Source organism: Gemmata sp., from assembly GCF_051859125.1.
Taxonomy (GTDB): domain Bacteria; phylum Planctomycetota; class Planctomycetia; order Gemmatales; family Gemmataceae; genus Gemmata.
Genome location: NZ_JBHYGG010000024.1, coordinates 1 through 21,945 on the forward strand (window position 1 = coordinate 1; position 21,945 = coordinate 21,945).

Below are 21,945 nucleotides of genomic sequence, written 5' to 3' on the forward strand. Positions count from 1 at the left end.
CCTTTGGTGGGGCAAGGCATTCGTGCCTGCCTCAGGAGGCGGTTGGAGGCAGGCACGAATGCCTTGCCCCACCAAAGGCAACTGATCTACGCAATCCGGTATCCCACCCGTTGCGCCGGGGCGCGACGCGAGGAGCGAGTCGCCTACTTCGAGCCGCGGCCGATGCCGTAGTAGGTGAACCCGAGCGCCGCCATATTCCTCGGCTCGTAGATGTTCCGCCCGTCGAAGATCACCCGGTCCTTGAGCAGCCGGCGGATCACCTCGAAGTCCGGGTTCCGGAACTCCTGCCACTCGGTGACGATCACGAGCCCGTCGGCCCCCTCGAGCGCGCCGTAGGGGCGGTCCGCGTAGTGCAGCTTGTCGCCGTAGATCGCGCGGATGTTCCCCATCGCCTCGGGGTCGTGGACCCGGACGCTCGCACCCGCCGCGAGCAGCGCGTTCACGAGGGTGAGGGCCGGGGCCTCGCGGACGTCGTCGGTCCGCGGCTTGAAGGCGAGCCCCCACAGGGCCAGCGTCTTCCCGGCGAGTTGGCCGGAGAAGTGCCCCCAGACCTTCTGGAACAGCACCTCCTTCTGGGCGTCGTTCACCGCGTCAACGGCCTGCATCAGCCGGAGCGGCAAGCCGGTGCGGCGGCCCATCGCGACGATCGCCTCGACGTCCTTCGGGAAGCACGACCCGCCGTACCCGGGGCCGGGGAACAGGAACTGGAACCCGATCCGCTGGTCGTGGCCGATGCCCTTGCGGACGTCGTTGATGTCGGCCCCGAGCCGGTCGCACAGGTTCGCCATCTCGTTGATGAAGCTGATCTTCGTGGCGAGCATCGCGTTCGCGGCGTACTTGGTCATCTCGGCCGACTCGGGCGTCATCGTCAGGAACGGCCGCTCGGTCCGCAGGAACGGGGCGTACAACTCGCGGAGCACCTCGCCGACCTCGGGGCCCCGCACGCCGACGACCACGCGGTCCGGCTTCATGAAGTCCTCGATCGCCGCCCCTTCCTTGAGGAACTCCGGGTTGCTCGCGACGTCGACGTGGCCGCACCCCTTCGCGGCGAGGCGGGCCGCGACGGCCGCGTTCGTGCCGACGGGAACCGTGCTCTTCGTGATGACGACGCGGTCCCCGGGCTTGCCCGGGGGCAGGGACTTCAGCGCATCGCCGATCGCGTCGGCGACGGCGAACACCGCGGTCAGGTCGGCGTCGCCCTCCTCGGACTGCGGCGTGCCGACGGCGATGAAGATGAGCCGGGCGGCGCGGACCGCGGTCGCCAGGTCGGTCGTGAACGAGAGCCGCCCCTCCCGCTTGTTCCGCTGCACCAGTTCGAGCAACCCCGGCTCGTAGATCGGGATGCGGTTGTCGTTGAGGACCTGGACCTTGGCCGCGTTGTTGTCCACGCACGCGACGTCGTTGCCGCTCTCCGCGAGACAGGTGCCCGTCACGAGCCCGACGTACCCGGTGCCGATCACAGCCACCTTCATTCGCGTCCTCCGCAGTGCGAGCGATGCCGCTGGTGCTTCACGCCGGCCGGGTGCCGGTCGCCTTCCGCCAGTCGTCGAGCGTGTCGGCCAGGGTCTGTTCCAGGGAGATGCGCGGCACCCACCCGGTCGTGTCGCGGAGCTTGCGGGCGTCGGCCCGGGTGACCGCGGTGTCGGCCCGGCGCTCGGGCTCGGGCTTCTGCCGCACCTCGACCTTCACGTGGGCCAGGGCGATCATCTTGTCGAGGAGGTCGCGGATGCTGTACGTCTCGCCGCGGCCCGCGTTGTACGCCTCGCCCGCCCGGCCGCGCTCCAGCAGCGGGGGGAACGCGGCGACCATGTCGCGGACGTCGGTGATGTCGCGGTGGGCGCTCAGGTCGCCCGTCTCGATCACCGGCGGCTGCGTCCCGGCCTCGGCCGCGGCGATCTGGCGCGCGAAGTTCGCGACGGCGTAGTCCGCACTCTGCCGCGGGCCGATCTGGTTGAACAGCCGGACCCGGACGATGTCGAGCCCGGGGCTGCGGGTGTACTGGTAGCTCAGAACGTCGGCGGCCGCCTTGCTCGCGGCGTAGGGCGTGGCCGGCTTGATCGTGGTGCGCTCGTCGCACGTCGCCCGGCCCTCGTCCGGCTCGCCGTAGATCAGCCCGGTCGAGACGAACAGGACGCGGGGCCGCAGCCCGGTGCGGACCACGGCGTCGTAGAGGACGCGGGTGGCGGTCAGGTTGTCCCGCCAGCACGCGTCTTGTTCCAGGAACGAGCGGCCCGGGTTGGCGTACCCGGCGAGGTGGACCAGCCAGTCGGGGCGGGTGAGCTTGAGCACCGCCTCGACCCGGTCCGCGTCCGCCACGTCGCCGGCGTGGAGCTCGACCCGGCCGGCGAGGTGCGCGAGCGGCGCGGGCCAGGCGCTGCCGCGGCCCAGGCCGAACAGGGCGTGGCCGAGCGGCACCAGGGCCTCGACCAGGTGCCCTCCGACGAACCCGGTGATCCCGGTGATCAGGATTCTCATGACAGCAGTTCGGAGCGCGGGGTGCGGAACGCGGGGTGCCGCACGGGTTTCACCGCCGCTGTCCGCACCCCGGTTTCCTTAGATTCCCTTGGCCTTGAAGTCGGGGGTGTTCTGGCCCTGGAGCCGCGCGAGGTCGGCCTTGACCATCATCTCGACCAGGTGCTCGAACGAGACGTCGGGCTTCCACCCGAGCTTCTCCTTCGCCTTCGCCGGGTCGCCGATGAGCAGGTCCACCTCGGCCGGGCGCACGAGCGACTGGTCGATCTCGACGTACTTGTTCCAGTCGAGCCCGACCGCCCCGAACGCCAGCTCGACGAGCCGCTTGACCGTGTGCGTCTCGCCGGTCGCGACGACGTAGTCGTCGGGCTTGTCCTGCTGGAGCATGAGCCACATTGCCCGGACGTAGTCGCCGGCGAAGCCCCAGTCCCGCTTCGAGTCGAGGTTCCCGAGCTTGAGCGACTTCGACAGGCCGAGCTTGATGCGGGCGACCCCGTCGGTCACCTTGCGGGTGACGAACTCGCGGCCGCGGCGGGGGCTCTCGTGGTTGAACAGGATCCCGCTACAGCAGTACATGTCGTAGCTCTCGCGGTAGTTCACCGTGATCCAGTGGCCGTACACCTTGGCGACGCCGTACGGGCTCCGCGGGTAGAACGGCGTGGTCTCCGTCTGCGGCACCTCCTGCACCTTGCCGAACATCTCGCTCGACGACGCCTGGTAGAACTTGATCGTGTCGCGGCCCAGGAGCTTGACGGCCTCCAGGACTTGCGTCACGCCGAGGGCGGTGAACTGGCCGGTCAGCATCGGTTGCTTCCAGCTCGTCGGCACGAAGCTCATGGCCGCGAGGTTGTACACCTCGTCGGGCTTCGTCTCCTTGATGACGTCGATGATCGAGAGCTGGTCGAGGAGGTCGGCCTGGTGCAGTTGGATCTTGCCCGACAGGTGCGAGATCCGCTCGAAGTTCTCCGTGCTGGCCCGGCGAACGACCCCGTGGACCTCGTACCCCTTGGAAAGGAGGAGTTCGGAGAGGTAGCTCCCGTCCTGGCCCGTCACGCCGGTAATCAAGGCCCTCTTCATACCGCATCCCTTTGTCTACGTGGGGCATCCGATGCCCGGCCGAACGGTCGGTCGGGGTCTCTCGGGGACAGTTATAACCCCGGAAGGCAAAACGACCAAGCCCCATCCGCAGAGGGTGGGGCGGGCGGGGGATGTCGGGAAAGTGCGAAGTGGAGCGGGCGGGACCGGGGCGGGTGCCCCGGTCCGCGGCGGCCCTGCCGTTACTTCTTCGGTTGCGTGAGGACGAACAGGTACGTGGACAGCCCCTTGTGGAGCGCGGCGTACGACTCGCTGGAGTCGGCGGGCACCGGGCCGAACTGGAGCTTAAATTTGGCCATGTGCCGGACCAGCTCCCCGATGCTGCCGCCCTCGGACGTCCACGCCGGGTTGAACATCAGGAACGAGTTCGGTGCCTTGAACGCGGTCAGGGCGACTTCGAGCCGGTTCAGGAACCGCCGCGCGGCGACCGCGTCGTCGAACGGTAGCTCCCGGATCACGGGACCGGCCAGGTCCCCGACCCGCTGGACCGCCAGTCCGAACTGCATGACCCTCCCTTGCTCGGGCAACTTCCCGTCCCGCAGCACAGCCGCGACGGCGGCGAAGTCGCGGTCGAGTTCCTCGCGGGCCTCCTTGAGCCGGGGGTCATCGAACGCCGCGGGGAAGTTGAGCCTCGCGCCGGTGATGAGGAAGTTGACCGCGTCGGCCGCGGGCGGGCCGGCGAACCGCACCTCCGAGATGAGTTGCGGCGTCAGGAACGCCGACGGCCCCTTGGCCCCCTTCCCCTCGGCGGCGACGACGGCGGCGAGGATCTGGTTCAGCGCCTGGCCGGAGACGAGTTCGTACTCGTCGGTGACGCCAAGGGCCCGGACGAGTTCGTCGGGCCGGTCCGTAACCCCCTTGAACCCCCCGGGCAGGGGGACCGCACCCTTCTCGTAGTTCCACTCCTCGTCGATGGCGTTCTTCGCGGCGACCGCACCGGCCCGCGCACGGGTACCGGCGTCCCGCTGCGCCCGGTCCATCTCGCGCTGGGCGTGTAGCAGGACGTTGGTGTTCGACGCCCCGCCCGACATGTACCCGTTACTGACGCGGTTCGCGGTGGAGCCCGCGGCCCAGGGCACGAGCGGCGGCGCCGCGTACTGGGGCGGGGCCGTCCAGTTGTAGAACGGCGCGTTCGTGATCCGGTTCAGCGGGTTGTTGAACGGGATCGGCTGCCCGATGGTGATGTTCCCGTAGATCGACCGCGTGTTGACCCCGAGGTACGGCGTGTTCCGGTACGGGGTAAGCGGGCCGAACGGGCTGTTCGGGGCGGGGTTCGCCGGGATGAAGCCGGGGGCGACGAACTGCGCCAGTGTGACGGCGGGGGTCAGGGCCACGGCGAGCCCGCAGAAGGCGATCCGGTACATGCTGGATTCCTCGGTTGAAGGATCCGATTGGCTCCGCCGCACGGGGTAAGGACCAGAGGGCAGAACTCCAGAGGACAAACGGTCAGAAGTCGAAATGGTCTCGTTCGTTTCTCTGGCCTCTGCTCCTCTGACGTTCTGACCTCTGGTCCTCACGAATCAGGGCTTCTTGACCACCCCCGGGAGTTGGCCCGGGGGGATGATCTTCTTCCACTCCTGCTGGTACTGTCGCGCCTCGGCCTCGGTCGCGGTCGGCTTGTACGCCAGCGCCTTCCCCTGCGGGGCGAGGCGGACGAGGTGCCAGGCCGCGAGGCTCCGGACGGCCGGCTTCGGGCTCCCCAGGTAATCGATCAGCACCTCGAACGTCTCGGGCTGCGCCAGGTCGTCGGGCGCGAACCCAAGGAGCAACTGGAGGACGATCCGGGCCTGGCCCTCAGTATAACCGCCGCGGGCGGTGAGGTGTTGGTACAGTTGCTGGTCGTGCCCGCGGGCGCGGCCGAGCCAGTGCCGCAGGACCGTCACGCCGAAGTCCCATTGTTCCTGGGTCTTCGCGGTCGCGAGGCTCTTTTCGAGGCGATCCAGGTCGTCGAGGCCGCACAGGGCCAGGAGCGCGACCCGTTGATTGGCGGGTTCGGTCGAGGTCAGATAGGTGTCGAAGGCCGCGGCCCCGTCCCCGGCCCGGCTGTTGCGGAACCGCTCGCAGGCCCCGGCGACCTTCTGCCCGTCGGCCGAGAGCGCGGCTTCGGGGTCGGCCCACGGCGGGATCTTGTCGAGCCGCTGCGGCTGCGGGACGGTTCCGGTGAGGCTGTTCCAGCGCAGTTCGGCCGGCCCCGGCGGGGCTCGCATCGCCACGGTTACCCCGCCGCGATCGACCGACGCCGAGCCGGTGAGAACGAGGAACAGCGCAGTCGCAACCGGCGCGGGGGTCTTTGTCGCGTCGGCGTTCGGGTCCGCGGGGCGGAACCGCGTTCCCGCCGTCCAGCGGCCACTGAGTTCGAGCGTCACCTGAGTCTTGGGGGCGTCGAGCACGACCTTCCAGTTCTGGTCCCAGAACCGGACGCGGACGGTCGCCGCGCCGTCCGGCTTCACGTTCGTGATGTTGATCCGCCCGCGGTCGAGCACGAGTTCGAGGTCGACGTCCTTCTCCGCGGGGCTCGCGAGCCAGTACCCGGTGTCGAGGACCGGGAGCGGAGAGCGCGCGTCGAAGTCGGCCAGGGTGCGAACCGCGACCGCCCCGTTCTTCGAAGTGAGGGTCGCGCCGGGCAGGCTCACGAGCAGGTCGCCCGACGACACCTCGGCCTTGTCGGGGAGAGCCTGGAACACGGTGCCGTTCGCGGGGCGGGCAGAGAACGCCCCCGCGGGCGAACTCGACTGCGCGACGACGACCCGCACTCCCGGGTCGGCGTTGAGGCCAGAAACCGCGAGCGCGAGGCCGAGCAAGCTCAGTAGACGAGCGAACATTCGCACCCCGTGGGCAGGAACCGGGACTTTGCTCGATTCTACCGCGGCGTCTGTCACGCTGCCGGCAAAATGACGATCTTTCCGGTGAGCGTCCCCGCCTTGCGCCCAGTGTTGTCTTCCTGAAGGGTGTGCGCCGCGGCGGTCTGGGAGAGCGGGAACGTCTTGCCGATCAGCGCCTTCAACCTTCCGGCAGCCGCCCAGCGGTTCATGTCGTCGGCGCAGGCGCGCTGCTCGTCGGCCGGCATGTTGAACATGGCGAAGCCGAAGAGCGACAGCCCCTTCACATAGAAAGGGCCGTTCGGGAAGACCGGCCGGGCAGCCCGACCGGCCATCACCACCACGCGGCCGCGCGGGGCCACCAGGTCCACTGTCCGGTCGAGGTCGGTGGGCGGCTGCGTCTCGAACCACACGTTGATACCCGACGCGCCGGCTGCCTCTTTCACCCGGGCCGCAAAGTCCTCCGCCTTGTAATTGACGACCGCATCGGCCCCGAGTTCACGCGCCATCATCCCTTTTTCATCGCTCCCGGCGCTGGTGACGACCCGCGAACCGACCGCCTTCGCCATCTGAACGACCATCGACCCGACCCCGCCCGTTCCGCCGTTGACGAAGACCGTCTCGCCGGACTTGAGGTTCGCACGCTGGAACAGGCCGAGGTGGGCGGTGATCCCCACGAGCGCAAGAGCCGCCGCCTGCTCGTCCGAAACACCGTCGGGGGTCGGGTACGCCCACTTCTCTTCCACACACACGAACTCGGCGCAGGTCCCCTGCCGGCCGAGGAGCCCCTGGTTCGAGCCCCACACGCGTTCCCCGACCTTGAACCGGCTCGCGCCCGACCCGACCGCGTCCACGACCCCGGCGAAGTCGGTCCCGGTGATCGCGGGCTTCGGCAGCGGCATCGGCGCGGCCCCGCTGCGGATGTAGGTGTCGATCGGGTTGATCGACGCGGCCAGCACCTTCACCCGGACCTCCCCGGCCTTCGGGTCGGGCGTCGGAACCTCGCCCACGGTGATAACATCCGGAGCCCCGGTCGTCTCAAAGTACGCGGCACGCATTTTACCCCTCCCCGTGGCCCGGTGTCTGGTCCGGGTCGTTACGCGGCACCAACACTTGTCCGGCCGCCACGGGATAGAATAGTCGGAGCCTCCGCCCCACCCACCGGGAGTCGGCGAACATGAAGGAACCGGGCACGCTGGTCGAGTACGGGGCGGCGATCGACGCGAACGCGATGGTGGTGCCGCCGGACGCGACCGAACTCGAGCTGGAGCCCGGGCACCCCGGGCTTGGCGACGCGGGGTACGTCGCGAGGCGCAAGGAGCTGTTCTCCCTGTGCCGCAGGCACCGCCTGGAGCGCCTCGGCCCCCCGACCGTGGACTACACGCCGGAAGAGACCCGGATCTGGCGGGAAGTGAGCCCGAAGCTCCACGAGTTGCACGACAGGTACGCCTGCTCGATCTATCTGAAGGCGAAGCACGACCTCGCGATCAACGAAACGGAAATCCCGCAACTCCGCACGATCAGCGAGCGGCTCGAGCGCGAGACGAACATCCACCTCGTTCCCGCGGAAGGTGCCCTGCCCTACCGGACCTTCTACGAGTACATCGCCGCCCGCGGGTTCCCGGTCACGCAGTTCATCCGGCACGGGTCGCACCCCGAGTTCACGCCCGAACCGGACATGATTCACGACTGCCTCGGCCACGTCCCCCCGCTGATGAACCAGGACTACGCCGAACTCCTCACCCTGATCGGCAAGGCGGCCGCCACGACGCCCCGCGGCGAGCAGGTGCTCGCGCTGAAGCGGTTCAGTTGGTTCAGCATCGAGTTCGGACTCATTGAGGAGGCGGGTGAAACGAAGGTGTTCGGGGCCGGTATCCTGTCGAGCACGGGCGAGATCCCGCACTCGCTGTTCTCGAAGGACGCGACCCGGCGGCCGTTCGTGACCGACACCGTAATTGCCACGGACTACGACCCGTCGCAGATGCAGAAGGACTTCTTCATCGCGCCGTCTCTGCCGTTCCTGCGCCGCGAGTTGGAGGCGCTGGTGCGGCGGTTCGGGATTCCGGTGCTGTAGTTTCTCGTTTCGCGTCGAATCGCTTCCCATCTCAGATCGTCTGCCGTCTTGTTTTGAACGTGAGACGTTGAACGAGTACCTCCGATGCAAGACATTCCGCTCCGCAAGATCGACCACGTCCGGTTCTTCGTGGGCAACGCCCGCCAGAGCGCGTTCTTCTACCGGAACGCCTTCGGGTTCGACGTGATCGCGTACGCGGGCCTCGAGACCAAGGTGAAGCACGAGGCCGGGTACGTGCTGCGGCAGGGCGACATCACGTTCGTGTTGACCTCGCCGCTCTCGAAGGAGCACCCCGAGAGCCAGCGGCTCGTAACGCACGGCGACGGCGTCATGGACATCGCGCTCGACGTTCAGGACGTCCGCGGGTGCTTCGAAGAGGCCGTGAGACGGGGGGCGACCCCCGTAAGCGCGCCCGAGGCCCGCGAGGACGAGCACGGCGTGTTCGAGTGCGCGACGATCCTCGCCTACGGCGACACGACGCACACGTTCGTGAACCGCGACCGCTACCGCGGAGCGTTCGCCCCCGGCTACCGCCCCATCGACCCGGAGCGGTACCACCCGGGCACCGCCCGGCCCGTCGGGCTGGCGGCGATCGACCACATCGTCGGGAACGTCGAAGAGGGGAAGATGAACGAGTGGGTCGAGTTCTATCGCAAGGTGCTCGGCTTCTCGCAGCTCGTCTCGTTCGACGACAAGGACATCTCGACCGAGTACTCGGCGCTCATGTCGAAGGTGGTTCAGAACGGCACGGGGCGGGTCAAGTTCCCGATCAACGAGCCGGCAAAGGCCAAGCGCCGCAGCCAGATCGACGAGTACCTCCAGTTCTACGGCGGCCCCGGGGTGCAGCACATCGCGCTCATCACCGGCGACATCGTGAAGACGGTGCGGGCGATGCGGGCGAACGACGTGTCGTTCCTCCGCGTGCCGAAGGCGTACTACGACACGCTCCTTGAGCGCGTCGGCACCATCAAGGAGGACATCGACGAACTGGCCGACCTCGGCATCCTCGTGGACAAGGACGACGAGGGGTACATGCTCCAGATCTTCACCAAGCCCGTCGCCGACCGCCCGACGCTGTTCTTCGAGGTGATCCAGCGCCGCGGGAGCAAGAGCTTCGGCAAGGGCAACTTCAAGGCGCTCTTCGAGGCGATCGAGCGCGAGCAAGAGATCCGCGGCACCCTGTGAGAAGGATTCACCGCAGAGAACGCGGAGGACGCAGAGGAAAAAGACTTTAAGGCAATGGACCGTTGTCGGATTTCTCCGCGTCCTCCGCGTTCTCTGCGGTGAGTAAGTGTGAATTATGCCCGCACCGTTCCCCGTCGCGAGCCTGCGTGACTTCTATGCGTTCGAGCAGCACGTCAGGACGTGCCGGGGGCACCGCGGGCTCGACATGGTGCCGCAGTGGTACCAGGTACCGGTGTTCTACTTCTCGAACCCGGTCGCCATCATCGGCGACGGCGACTCGGTTTGGGCTCCGCACGGCAGCGAAGCACTCGACTACGAACTCGAACTCGCGTGCGTCGTCGGCACCGCGGCGCGCGACCTCCCGGCCGACGACTCCGCGATGGAGTGCCTCGCCGGGTTCACCATCATGAACGACTGGTCGGCCCGGGACATCCAGCGCGCCGAGATGGCAGTCGGCCTGGGGCCGAGCAAGAGCAAGGACTTCGCCACCTCGCTCGGGCCGGCCCTCGTGCCGTACCACGAGTTGCGTGACCAGTACCGTAGCGGCCGGCTTCACCTCGAAATGACGGCGATGGTCAACGGGAAGACGTACTCCCGCGGCAGCGCCGGCAGCATGTACTGGACTTGGCCGCAGATTCTCGCGCACGCGAGCCGGGACACCGAGCTGCGCCCCGGCGACGTCATCGGCTCTGGCACGGTCGGCACCGGCTGCATCCTCGAACTGACGCCCGATGCGGTCGGCGGGTGGCTCAAGTCCGGCGACGTGGTCGAGCTTGAAATCGAGCGCCTCGGCACCTTGCGAAACACCGTCGTGGAGCGCCCCTCGTGAACTACGCCGAACAACTCGCCGACCTGACCGCGACCGACCCGCACCTCGGCGCGCAAGTCGCGGGGCTGCGGAACCTCGAGGCGATCCTGAAGTGGGCACCGGGTGCGGGGGTCGCGTTTGCGGGCATCGACCTGCTTCAGCAGGACGAGTACAGTTACGACCTGTTTCTGCCGCTGCCCGATTCGCGGTGGCTCACGTTCGGCGTGTCTTGATTCGGGGAACTGGCGGCGGTCGCCGTCTGGGACCACAAGCCGAGCGCCGACGAACTGCTCGCCCGTCGGGTGCGGCTCGGTTGGACGCCGACGTGTTCGCTCCTCAAGGGCGGCCCGCGGGTGCTGGGCCACGCCGCGAGCCTTCAACCCCAAGGGTGACTTCATGCCGCGCTACCTCTCCGTCGGCAGCGTCCCGAAGAAGCGCCACACGGCCCACCGCGTCGAGCCGGGGTACAAGGGCGAGGGCATCTACTACGAAGAGGTCATCAGCACGCACGGGTTCAGCCGAGCGCACTCGATCGCGTATCACCTTCGGCCCCCGACCCGCGTTCGCAAGGTCGAGGCCGCGGGGAGCTGGGCGGTCGAGCGGTCCGAGCAGCGGGCGCTGCGGCACCACCACCTCAAGAGCGGCGGCATGGCGGCGACGGGCGACCCGGTCACAGGCCGCGTTCCGATGTTCACCAACAACGACGTGACAATATGGCGGTGCCGGCCGACGCAGCCGCAGCAGGAGTTGTTCCGCAACGCGCTCGCCGACGAGATCGTGTTCGTTCACAGGGGCCGCGGGAAGCTCCTCACGCACTTCGGGGAGCTACCGTTTAAGCCGTTCGACTACGTCGTCGTCCCCCGCTGCACGACCTACGAACTCGCCTTCGACACCACCGCGGGCCAGCCCGATTTGCTAGTCATCGAGTCGCCGGGGTTGATCGACTTCCCGCGGCGGTACCTGAACCCCGAGGGCCAGTTCAAGCTCGGCGCGCCGTTCTGCGAGCGCGACCTGCACGGCCCGTCCGGGCCGCTCGTGATCGACAAGGAGAAGGACGTTCCGGTGCTCATCAAGGACGGCGAGCGGCTCACGCGGTACACGCTCGCGAACCACCCGTTCGACGTGACCGGCTGGGACGGGTTCGTGTACCCGTTCACGTTCAACGCCGACGACTTCGAGCCGATCACCGGCACGATCCACCAGCCGCCGCCGATCCACCAGACGTTCGAAAGCGATGGCGGGTTCGTGGTCTGCACGTTCGCGCCGCGGATGCTCGACACGCACCCCGATGCGATCAAGGTGCCGTACGCCCACAGCAACGTCGAGAGCGACGAGGTGCTGTACTACGTCCGCGGGAAGTTCGGGAGCCGCCGCGGGGTCGAGGAGGGCTCGTTCACCCTGCACCCGCACGGCATCCCGCACGGCCCGCACCCCGGCACCATCGTCGCCAGCCGCGACGCGACCCGCACCGACGAACTGGCCGTGATGGTGGACACGTTCCGCCCATTGTTCCTGACGAAGCAAGCGGTGGAACTCGACGACCCGAACTACCCGATGAGCTGGCTGGACTAACGCACATGCAGATCGACCCGTCCACGACGCCCGTGCCCGAGGTGTACCAGTACGTCGTCGGGGTCGTCACCCCGCGGCCCATCGCGTGGGTGACGACGCTTTCGCCCGCCGGCGTGGTGAACCTCGCGCCGTTCAGCTTCTTCAACGCCTTCGGTGCGAACCCGCCGATCGTCGTGTTCTCGCCGACACTGCGCCGCGACGGCACCAAGAAGGACACGCTCCTGAACCTCGAACGGCTCGGCGAGTTCGTCGTTCACGCCTCGGTCGCTTCGCTCGCCGAGAAGGTGAACCTCACGTCGAAGGAGGTTCCGTCCAGCGAGAGCGAAGTCTCGCTCGCCGGCCTGACAACGGTGCCGAGCGTGAAGGTGAGGCCCCCGCGGATCGCGGAGTCGCCCGTGGCGCTGGAGTGCGTCGTGAAGCAGATCGTTCCGTGCGGGACCGGGCCGATCGCGGCGAACCTCGTCGTCGGCGAGGTCGTGATGATGCACGTCGCAGACGAAGTTCTCGACGGCAGGGGCGGCGTCGACCCGCGAAAGCTCAGGACCGTCGCCCGCCTCGGCGGCGCGTTCTGGTGCCACACGTCGGACCTGTTCGAGCAGCAGCGGCCGTGATATGCTTGCGAGACTTTTGGAGGGACCGGCCGTGACAACCGCCGTTGAAACGCCCCCGCCCGTGAAGAAGGTGTACACCGAGGCCGACCTGCTCGCGATGCCGGACGACGGCATCACGCGGTGGCTCGTGGGTGGTCAGATCGTGGAGAAGGGCCGCGACTCGGAGAGCGCCACCGTGACCGCCCGCAACAAGCACCACACCCGCGTTCAGACCCGCATCTCGTACCTTCTCGAAGCGTGGTGCGAAACGCAGCCCGAGCCGCGTGGCTCGGTTCACTCGGGCGAGGCCGGAGTTCGACTGGGCGAAGACCCCGTCCTGACGGTCGGCATCGACCTCGTGTACCTCGCGCCCGACATCTCCGCTAGGGTCATGGCCGACGAAGAATCGACGATGATCCGCGCCGTACCAACACTCGCGGTCGAAATCCTATCCCCGTCGAACACCGTCGAAAGCAACCAGGAGAAGATCGACCTCTACCTGGCGGTCGGCGTGCCACAGGTGTGGATGCTCGACAGTCACTTCCGCACGGTGACGGTCCACCGACCCGGCCACGAACCCGTGATGCTCAACGCGACGCAGGAACTCCACGGCGGGGCCGACCTCCCGGGGTTCCGCACGCCGGTCTCTTCCATCTTCCGCACCTGACCGCTCACGGCTGCGCTTTCCGAAGAGGGATCAAGACCACCAATTTTGCCTGCCCGGTTCCGGTGCTCATTGCTGTCCCGCGGCGTTGTCCGGTGAGCGTGAAGTCCTCGATTCCTACATAACCTTCGGCCCGCACCGACAATAACCAGTCTCGCGGGGCAACGCTCCGGGTGTCGGTGAATCCCAGCCCGCTCTGTTGGCCTGCGGTGGTCGCCGACGGACACTCGTGTCGGACTGTCCCGTCACGGTCGGTCCGCATTCGGACGGGTTGGTCCTCCGGTTCGAGGCCTCGGTTGGACTCTGCGAATATAAGGATTTCCGCGTTGTCGATCGGCTGCTGTGTCTCGGCGTTGGCGACCCGTAGTTCAACGGTAAGTCGGGTGCTCCCGACCCAGCGAACGCTGACGGTGCGGTCGTAGGCAATCGCTCCAAGGAGCAGGAGCGAGAGAACGACCAGGCCGGATCGCAGGCAGTTCCGCACGCGGCACTCGGGTTTTCGGCTTTTACATTTTACCTTGTTCCATTTACATTGCCCCGATGATCCGACCCGTTACGCCCGCCGACACCGACGCGCTCGTGCGGCTCACCGCCGCCACGGGGTTCTTCAAGCCGCTCGAACTCGACGCGCTCCGCGAGGTGCTCGACGACTACCACGCCGCCAACGAGACCGACGGGCACCGGGCGTTCGCGTGGGACGAGGGCGGCCGCCTCCTCGGGTACGTCTACCACGCCCCCACCCCGATGACCGACCGGTCGTGGCACCTGTACTGGATCGCGGTCGATCCCTCGCAACAGGGCCGCGGCCTGGGCGGGAAGATGCTGGCGTTCGCGGAGGACGATATCCGCGGGCACGAGGGCCGGCTCCTCATCATCGAGACGTCCACCACCCCGCACTACGAGCCGACTCGCAGGTTCTACCTCAAGTACGGGTACACCCACGCCGCGTCGGTCCCGGACTTCTACGCCGACGGCGACGGCATGGCGGTCTTCACCAAGCATCTCGAACTCCCCAGTTCCCACCCGCGCGGATTGTAAATTCTTCCCTTGTCCGGTCGCGTATGATACGACGCGGACCCGTCAGAACCGGACCAACCGGACCGACCGGTCCCCCTGCCACGGAAGGCACGTCACGGCGAAGAGTTCACACCCAAGTTACGCATCCATCCCGAACGATCATTTGAACTGACAGTGCGAGTGCCCCGGACCGGCGAACAGGCCCGGCGCGGCGGGCAGCGTGTGGAGTTCCGTGCCCCGGAACCCGCCCCCTGCCCGCCCAAACGCCCCAGACCCCGCCGGAACGCTGGAACCCGACGACCTCCCCACTTTCGCAGGTCTTGTGAAAGTCGGGCAGTCGGTCTGGTCGAAACAGTTAGCGTCGGAGCTGCCCCTTACGGAACCGGGTGACCCAACCCGACCCCCCTGACCCGCCAGCCTTCCCCGGCTGAAGGGTCGACCGAAGGGCAGCTTGCTACGCCGGTTCAGGGCTTCGCGCTGAGGTTCCTTAACCCATGAGCCGGTCCGCGGCCCCGCCGCGCCCGATTCAGCCCCTCGCCCCGAGGAAGCCCCACGGGCAGACACGCCGCCCGCCACGGATGGCCGGCAGCCGCCGGGGCGGGGCGCGGGGTCGAGCGAGATCTAACGGAGTCACTCGCGATGAAAAAGGTGTTCACCACCGGTCAGGTGGCCAAGATTTGCAAGGTCGCCCCCCGCACGGTGTCGAAGTGGTTCGACTCGGGCCGGCTCAAGGGGTACCGGATCCCCGGGAGCCAGGACCGCCGCATCCCGCGGGAGCAGCTCATCCGGTTCCTCAAGGAGCACGGGATGCCCCTGGGGGAACTGGAAGAGGAGGAGTGGCACAAGGTGCTCCTCATTGGCACCGAGAAGCTGTTCAACGACCGGCTCAAGGACCTGCTCCCCGAGGCCGACGACTTCAAGTTCGAGTACGCGAACAGCGGGTTCGAGGCGGGGATCCTGGCCGGGAGCTTCCACCCGGACACGATCATCATGGACCTGAGCCTGGGCCGGGCCGAGTCGATCCAGATCACCGCGAACCTGCGGAAGGACGAGGCGTACGCCACGACCCTGATCGTGGGCCTGGCGAGTGAGGACGAGGCGGCCCCGGAGCAGCTCGCACAGTACGGGTTCAACGACATCTTCAAGAAGCCGTTCGACCTGGCCCTGCTCGGCGAGAAGATCAAGAGCATCGCCGACGCGAAGCGCGAGGACTGAGCCCGCCTCCCCCCGGCGCGACGCGGCCCACCCGTTCCCCCGGGTGGGCCGCGGTCGTTCGCCCGGAAGGCCGCACGGGACTACACTGAGCTGAATACGCAAGAACCGGAGGCAACCATGACGCGGACGGCCGGTTGGTGCGCCCTTCTCACCCTGGTCGGGGTCGCAACGGGTGCCGGTCAGGACAAGAAAGAGCCACAGTACAACAACATTAAGCTGAGCGCGTGGCTGGAGCAACTCAAGAGCCCGGACGCGAGAACCCGGTACCAAGCGGCCAAGGCGATCAAGGAGATCGGCCCGGACGCGAAGGCTGCCGTCCCCCTGCTGGTGCCGTTGCTGAAGACCAGCACGCCGGAGGAACGGGAAATGGTGGCGTTCGCTGTCGGGGCGGTCGGCCCGGCGGCCAAGGACGCCGTCCCCGCCCTCACGGACCTCTTGAAGGACCAGCCTTCATATGTCAAGTACGCCGCGGCCGTGGCACTCGGGCAGATTGGCCCCGACGCGAAGGCCGCCCTCCCCGCCCTCACGCCGCTCGTTGAGGGACGCGATGACTTCAACCGCATCGGTGCCGCATACGCGAACTGGCAGATCAGCGGAGAAACGAAGACCGCGATGTTCGTGTTGCTCCACACGATTACAGCCGTTGATCACCACACCCGGGGAGTGACCATCAACCGGCTCGGTCGGATGGGACCAGCCGCGAAAGAGGCCGTTCCCGCACTCGTCACTGCGCTCAAGGACGCGAACAAGGACAACCAGCGCGCCGCTGCCGCGGCGCTCAAGCTCATCGACCCTGAGGCCGCTAAGGCCGCCGGCGTGAAGTGACGGCCTTCCCCCGGCCGGTCGTGCGAACCGCCCGCCGCATTGCCTCCTCCGTATATTGACCCCTTGCTGAGCGTCGGGGTCTTTCCTTGGAGAGAGTCAATGGCTGAGTGGCAGCGGACACACACCTGCGGACAGCTCCGCACCGAGCACGTCGGACAGACCGTCACCCTCAACGGCTGGGTGCTCATCACCCGTACCTACGGGAACCAGGTGTTTGTCGATCTCCGCGACCGCTACGGCCTCACGCAAGTGGTGTTCGAGGCCGACGCCGCGGACCTGTTCAAGGAAGGAAAGGAACTCGGTCGCGAGTGGGTCGTCTCGATCACCGGCCTGGTTCGGAACCGGCTCCCCGGGGCCGAGCGGACCGACATTGCGACCGGCACCGTCGAGGTCGAGGCGAAGGTGCTGCGGGTGCTCAACGCCTGCCCGCAGCTCCCCTTCTCCGTCACCGAGTTCCCGGACGAGGAACTGCCGAACGAGGACCTCCGGCTCCAGTACCGCTACCTCGACCTGCGGCGGCGGTCGATCCAGCGCGTCCTCACCCAGCGCCACAAGGTGTGCAAGACGATCCGCGACTTCATGGACGCCAACGGGTTCCTCGAAGTCGAGACCCCGCTGCTCGGCAAGAGCACGCCCGAGGGCGCGCGCGACTACCTCGTGCCCAGCCGCGTGTTCAACGGCGAGTTCTTCGCGCTCCCGCAGTCGCCCCAGTTGTACAAGCAACTGCTGATGATCTCGGGGTACGACCGGTACTTCCAGATCGCCCGGTGCCTCCGCGACGAGGACCTGCGGGCCGACCGGCAGCCCGAGTTCACGCAACTCGACGTCGAGATGTCGTTCGTCGAGCGCGAGGACGTGCTCGCGGTCATGGAGGAGCTCTCGGCCGACATCTTCGAGAAGTGCCTGGGCGTGAAGATCCCGACGCCGTTCCCGCGGCTGTCCTACGCCGAGGCGATGGCGAAGTACGGCTCCGACAAGCCCGACCTGCGGTTCGGCCTGGAGATCGTGGACGTCAGCGACATCGCCGCGGCGAGCGACGCACAGTTCATGAAGGCCGCACTGGAAACACCCGGCGCGGTCGTTCGCGCGATCAACGCGAAGGGTGCGGCGGCGACGTTCAGCAACACGCAACTGAAGCCCGGCGGGGAGCTGCCGAAGGTCGCCGAGACGTACAAGGCCAAGGGGCTCGCGTGGATGAAGGCCGAGAGCGGCAAGCTCACCGGCAGCATCGAGAAGTTCTTCACCGACGAGCTGAAGGCGAAGCTCAGGGAGCGGCTCGGCGTCGCCGACGGCGACCTGCTCCTGTTCGTCGCCGACAAGGAAGCGGTGGTGTGCGACGCGCTGGGCGCGATGCGGACGCACCTCGCGGCGAAGATGAAGCTGTACCAGAACTGGTGGGAGGAGAAGGCCGCGCACGACGAGGCCCAGAAGAAGAAGGTGGACGCGGCGAAGAAGCGGAAGGAGCTGTACGCGCCCGTTCCGTTCCAGCCGCGGCCCGAGCACTTCAACTTCCTCTGGGTGCTCGACTTCCCCATGTTCGGCTGGGACGAGGAGGAGAAGCGGTTCGCCGCGATGCACCACCCGTTCACGGCCCCGATGGACGAGGACCTGCAGCACCTGGCGAAGGACGAGGACCTCGGCAAGGTGCGGGCCAAGGCCTACGACCTGGTGCTGAACGGGTACGAGGTCGGCGGCGGGAGCATCCGGATCCACCGCCAGGACGTGCAGAGCCGGGTGTTCCAGATCCTCGGCATGGAGGCGGCCGACGCGCAGGCCCGGTTCGGGTTCCTGCTCGACGCGCTCAAGAGCGGCGCGCCGCCCCACGGCGGCATCGCGCTGGGCCTCGACCGGTGGTGCATGATCCTCGCCGGGACGACGAACATCCGCGACGTGATCGCGTTCCCGAAGAACCAGCGGGCGCGCGACCTGATGACCGGTGCGCCGGCCGCGGTCGACGCCCGACAGCTCAAGGAACTCGGCGTGAAGCTCGGCTAACGGATTTATTGCGCAAGGTTCGCCCGGGGTCGCGTTCCCGGGCCGACTCGATGCGGGGCAGTCACGCCCCGCCCCGAGTCACTCGACACCAACTCTTCCCCGAGTTGTGCCCCCCGGACGTTCCGGGGGGTCTTTTCATTTCCGGGCAACCGAGGAGCGGCCGACGATCACTTCTCGGGCTTCTCGCCCTGGGGCGGGTCCTTCGGGAACGTGTGCGCGACCTTCGGCCAGTACACGAAGAAGTCGAAGTTCGGGTCGTTGTCGTGGTCGTGGCACTTCGCGCACATCGCCGACACGCGGTTGATGATGAGCGACTCCTGCGGCTTCAGCGCCACCTTCCCCCGGTCGATCGACGGCAGCGCGCCGATCTTCTTGATCACGTCGAGCGGCGGGAGCCGGTCCCCGGCGTTTTGCGCCCAGGGGATCTGCAGGAGTTGCAGCCCGGCATTGTCCTTGTTCGTCGCGTGCCCGCTGCCGGGCCCGTGGCAGCTCTCGCACCCGACGTGCGCGAGGTGCGGCGTCGCCTTCTGGTCCTCGTACCCGGTCTTGTAGTGCAGGCCGACGACGTGGCACTGCACGCACTCGCCGTCGAAGTTCCGGAGCGACGGCCGCTTGGCGATCTTCTCCAGCGCGTCGAGCGCGTGACTGTGGGGCGTCTCCTTCCACCTGGCGAACTGCGCCTGGTGGCAGTTCTGGCACTTGTCCGAGCCGACGAAGCTGAGGTTCATCTTCGGCTGCTGGATCTGGGACGGGTGCGGGGCCTTCGGCGTCCGAATCAGGAACTTCCGGTCCCGCACGGTCTCGGAGTACGTCTCCAGGAGCGGCAGCACGAAGTTCACCTTGCGCGCCTCTTCTTCCTTGCCCGGTGTGAGGAAGTCTTCCGTGAGCGGCACGAGCTGGTAGCGGAGGTCGATGCCGCCGCCGGGCTTCTTGAACACGCCCACGACGCCGACATACCGCCCCTTGTGCCCGACCTGGACGATGAGCGTCTTGCCGTTGTTCGCCGTGACCGGGAACTGCGGCGGCTCGGGGTCGTCGGCCTGGCACAGGACGATCTGGAACTGCGGCCACGCGGTCGCGAGCAGCCCGGCCTCGGTCGAGGTGCCCTGGTACAGCAGCACGTTCACGAGCGGCTTCTTCGCCTGCGCGTCGAGCGCGGCGACGGCCCCCTTGAGCACCTCGCCGTTGTCGGCGAACGTGACGCTCGGGTCCTCCTTCTTGAGCTCCTCGGCGAGCGACTTGCCGACGATCCCCACGACCCCGACGGTCGCGCCGCCGACGTTCGCGAGTTCGGCGAGCCCGACCATGGGCCGCTTCGAGCCGGGCGGCGGCGGGTACCGCTCCTCGCGGGGCTGCGGCTTGTCGTTCGCCAACCCCATGAGGTTGCCGGCGAGCAGGTACGGGGCCTGCTCCTTCTGGACCGCGTACTCGCCGAGGAGCTTGTCGATGCCGGCGGCGAAGTCGGTCTTGCCGACGCCCACGGCGACGTAGTCCATCTCGCGGAGCGCGTCCATCGTGAACTTGTACTTCAGCCGGGCCTGGTCGTCGATCGCCGACTTGTGCGGGTACAGGTCGCCGAGGTCGAACCCGACGAGCGACCACCCCTTTGCCTTGAGCGAGTTGAGGAACACGGCCCGCCGCTCCAGCCCGCCCATCTGCGGGCGACTGCACCCGCACGGCTGGAGGAACCCGAACGTCTGGCCGGTGAGGACGATGGCGACCTCGGGCTTCTGCTTGGGCCACCCGGCGAACAGCGGCTGGCCGCCGATCATCGGCTCCGTGCCGGCGGCGGCCGCCGGGTCGGTGCCCGTGGCGGTCGACGGGGTGCGGCTCCACCCGCACGCCCCGAGCGCGGCGATTCCCAGGGTGACGCCGCCGAGGGCGATCGCCCCCAGCACCCGCACCGCCAGCCCCTTGCCGGGCGGCGTCGTGTCGGCTCCGGTCATGGCAATCCTCCTCTGGGTTCCGTGGCTCACCCACTCCGATTCGGCACACCGGGCGGAGGTTGTGAAGTGATCGTGGTGCCCCGGTGGGCGGGGGGGAGGAACCGGGGCGAATTGGTCCAGTCGTGCCGGTCGCGCCGACCGGTGCGGGCCTAGCGGGTCCCGTTCCCGCGGACGGGAATGCGGATCCGCTGCGGGTTCGGCCCCTTCAGCTCGAGCACGATGTACCCGGCCCACGCCCCGCCCTTGGCGTTCGCCGGCACCGACACCTTGAGCCGGTAGTAACCGAGGTCCGGGGCGGCCGGCTGCTTCTCGAGTTCGACGACCAGGCCCTCGGGGAGCGACGGGTCGTCCCTGACGAGGACCAGCTCCTGGGCGGGCTTGTCGGTGATGACCGTGGTGGCCGGGGGGAACGAGCCCTCGGAGTACTTGTAGTTCCCGATGGCGATTTCTTTCTGGTTGTTGTCGAGCCAGACGCTCCCGCGGACGAGGGCCTTCACCCGGACCGACTTCGCGGTGTCGGCGGTCGAGATGTGAACGTCCCGCTCGAGCGGCCCGAGGTCCGCCCGGCGGTCGCCGACCTTCGGGCTCACGGTGACCGTCATCCGGTACGCGGACTCGACCCGCACGTTCCGCTTGACCTCCTCCGGCACCCGCTGCATCTCCTCCTCGGTCAACCGGACCGGCGGGCCGACCGACACGAACGGCCCGGCCTCACCGACGGCCCCACCGACGAGGCGGACGTCCGCCCTGGGGGCGTCGAGGTCGCCCGTCGCGCTCCCACGCGGCCCGCGGGTCGCGGAGTACACGACCACGTCGTAGGTGCGGGCCTCGGAGGTTTCTTGCAACTCGCCGGCGTCGATGGATGTTTTGGTGAGGTCGAACGGCTCGACCCCCTCGAACGCGATCGCGAACTCGGCCGAGCCGATCTGCTGGGTGCCGTCCACCTGGAGGTTGAACAGCGACTTCAGCTCCTTCGGCGCGACGGCCCCGACCGAGAACCGGAGTTCGAGGATGCCCCACTGGGGCGACCACCCGTCGGGGTTCGAGCCGGCCGGCACGCTGTACTCGGCGTGCGGGTGGTCGCGGAACACGTACGACTGCCAGGGGAGGCGGTCCTCGGCGAGGTTCGCGGCGGGCCCGGCGAGCCCGGCCGGCAGCGGCGAGAACAGCCCCCCGGGGAGCGCCGATACGGCCGTCATCTGGAGCAACTGACGGGTGACGTCCTGCGGGATGGCGGCGACGCGGCCGCCGCTGCACGCGCTGCAACTCACGCCCTTGAGCTGCATGGTCACGGACTTGGTGTTGCGGTTCTCGAACCAGAACGCGGCCCCGTTCGGGGTGCCGGCCTCGGTCCGGGTCGCCTCGTAGAACCCGGGGAAGGTGCGGTCCTGGAGCGAGCCGTAGGGGTCCCAGTGCCGGGTGCTGGTAAAGAACCGCAGCGGCGGCTCCCCGGACGACTCGGGCCCCTTGACGCCGCCCACGTCCTGCGGGGTGTACTGCGAGAAGAAGGTGATCGCGAAGATCACCGCCATCAGCACGCCGACCGGGACGGCGACCTTGAGGGCGGACGTCAGGCCCCCGGCGGCCGGCTCGGGGCGCGGGGCGGGGGCCGGCTGCGGGGGCGGGACCGCGGCGGGCTCGTTGCTGTTCGGGGGAGTCATGTCCGCG

Annotated in this window: 18 protein-coding genes and 1 pseudogene; 11 read left to right on the plus strand and 8 right to left on the minus strand. The window is 68.1% G+C overall.

The features are described from left to right. Positions 1–143: 143 nt before the first annotated feature. The 6 genes from ACTIGN_RS03565 to ACTIGN_RS03590 form a co-directional block, all read right to left on the minus strand. Positions 144–1,472, minus strand: a complete 1,329-nt coding sequence (locus ACTIGN_RS03565) for a UDP-glucose dehydrogenase family protein (RefSeq protein WP_439621383.1) — start codon at positions 1,470–1,472, stop codon at positions 144–146. Between the two features lie 37 nt (positions 1,473–1,509). Then, positions 1,510–2,475, minus strand: a complete 966-nt coding sequence (locus tag ACTIGN_RS03570) for a GDP-mannose 4,6-dehydratase (RefSeq protein ID WP_439621385.1) — start codon at positions 2,473–2,475, stop codon at positions 1,510–1,512. Between the two features lie 78 nt (positions 2,476–2,553). Continuing rightward, complete coding sequence (gmd, locus tag ACTIGN_RS03575) at positions 2,554–3,549, minus strand: GDP-mannose 4,6-dehydratase (protein ID WP_439621387.1); 996 nt, start codon at positions 3,547–3,549, stop codon at positions 2,554–2,556. A 200-nt stretch (positions 3,550–3,749) separates the two neighbouring features. Then, entirely contained in the window at positions 3,750–4,931 is a 1,182-nt protein-coding gene (locus ACTIGN_RS03580) for a hypothetical protein (protein ID WP_439621389.1), read from the minus strand. 156 nt (positions 4,932–5,087) lie between these two features. Then, a complete protein-coding gene (locus tag ACTIGN_RS03585) occupies positions 5,088–6,389 on the minus strand; it encodes a hypothetical protein (RefSeq protein ID WP_439621391.1) in 1,302 nt (433 codons plus the stop codon). 53 nt (positions 6,390–6,442) lie between these two features. Then, entirely contained in the window at positions 6,443–7,444 is a 1,002-nt protein-coding gene (locus ACTIGN_RS03590; protein WP_439621393.1) for an NADPH:quinone reductase, read from the minus strand. 119 nt (positions 7,445–7,563) lie between these two features. Between ACTIGN_RS03590 and ACTIGN_RS03595 the strand changes: the two genes are divergently transcribed. From ACTIGN_RS03595 to aspS, 11 genes and pseudogenes are all read left to right on the plus strand, one after another. Beyond that, positions 7,564–8,460 carry a phenylalanine 4-monooxygenase gene (locus ACTIGN_RS03595; protein ID WP_439621395.1) on the plus strand — a complete coding sequence of 299 codons (897 nt, stop codon included), beginning with the start codon at positions 7,564–7,566 and terminating at the stop codon, positions 8,458–8,460. Positions 8,461–8,544: 84 nt separating this feature from the next. Then, complete coding sequence (gene hppD, locus ACTIGN_RS03600; RefSeq protein ID WP_439621397.1) at positions 8,545–9,645, plus strand: 4-hydroxyphenylpyruvate dioxygenase; 1,101 nt, start codon at positions 8,545–8,547, stop codon at positions 9,643–9,645. Between the two features lie 136 nt (positions 9,646–9,781). Further along, a pseudogene (locus tag ACTIGN_RS03605) lies at positions 9,782–10,474 on the plus strand (fumarylacetoacetate hydrolase family protein); the annotation flags it as partial. Next, positions 10,471–10,686 (plus strand): hypothetical protein, encoded by a 216-nt coding sequence (locus ACTIGN_RS03610; protein WP_439621399.1) that lies wholly within the window; start codon positions 10,471–10,473, stop codon positions 10,684–10,686. The pseudogene ACTIGN_RS03605 and the gene ACTIGN_RS03610, both read left to right, overlap by 4 nt. Before the next feature lie 163 nt (positions 10,687–10,849). After that, complete coding sequence (locus tag ACTIGN_RS03615) at positions 10,850–12,025, plus strand: homogentisate 1,2-dioxygenase (protein WP_439621401.1); 1,176 nt, start codon at positions 10,850–10,852, stop codon at positions 12,023–12,025. A gap of 5 nt (positions 12,026–12,030) precedes the next feature. Beyond that, complete coding sequence (locus ACTIGN_RS03620) at positions 12,031–12,636, plus strand: flavin reductase family protein (protein WP_439621403.1); 606 nt, start codon at positions 12,031–12,033, stop codon at positions 12,634–12,636. A gap of 31 nt (positions 12,637–12,667) precedes the next feature. After that, positions 12,668–13,282: a Uma2 family endonuclease gene (locus ACTIGN_RS03625; RefSeq protein ID WP_439621405.1), complete on the plus strand. Its 615-nt coding sequence runs from the start codon at positions 12,668–12,670 to the stop codon at positions 13,280–13,282. Positions 13,283–13,819: 537 nt separating this feature from the next. After that, positions 13,820–14,317 (plus strand): GNAT family N-acetyltransferase, encoded by a 498-nt coding sequence (locus tag ACTIGN_RS03630; protein ID WP_439621407.1) that lies wholly within the window; start codon positions 13,820–13,822, stop codon positions 14,315–14,317. 618 nt (positions 14,318–14,935) lie between these two features. Then, positions 14,936–15,511, plus strand: coding sequence for a helix-turn-helix domain-containing protein (locus ACTIGN_RS03635; protein WP_439621409.1), 576 nt, complete (start codon positions 14,936–14,938; stop codon positions 15,509–15,511). Positions 15,512–15,628: 117 nt separating this feature from the next. Beyond that, on the plus strand, positions 15,629–16,336 hold the full coding sequence (locus tag ACTIGN_RS03640; protein WP_439621411.1) for a HEAT repeat domain-containing protein: 708 nt from the start codon (positions 15,629–15,631) through the stop codon (positions 16,334–16,336). A gap of 99 nt (positions 16,337–16,435) precedes the next feature. Next, entirely contained in the window at positions 16,436–18,331 is a 1,896-nt protein-coding gene (aspS, locus tag ACTIGN_RS03645; protein ID WP_439621413.1) for an aspartate--tRNA ligase, read from the plus strand. 167 nt (positions 18,332–18,498) lie between these two features. Here aspS and ACTIGN_RS03650 read toward each other — a convergent pair whose 3' ends face one another. Continuing rightward, on the minus strand, positions 18,499–20,277 hold the full coding sequence (locus tag ACTIGN_RS03650) for a multiheme c-type cytochrome (protein WP_439621415.1): 1,779 nt from the start codon (positions 20,275–20,277) through the stop codon (positions 18,499–18,501). Between the two features lie 149 nt (positions 20,278–20,426). After that, complete coding sequence (locus ACTIGN_RS03655) at positions 20,427–21,938, minus strand: hypothetical protein (protein WP_439621417.1); 1,512 nt, start codon at positions 21,936–21,938, stop codon at positions 20,427–20,429. Positions 21,939–21,945 lie beyond the last annotated feature (7 nt).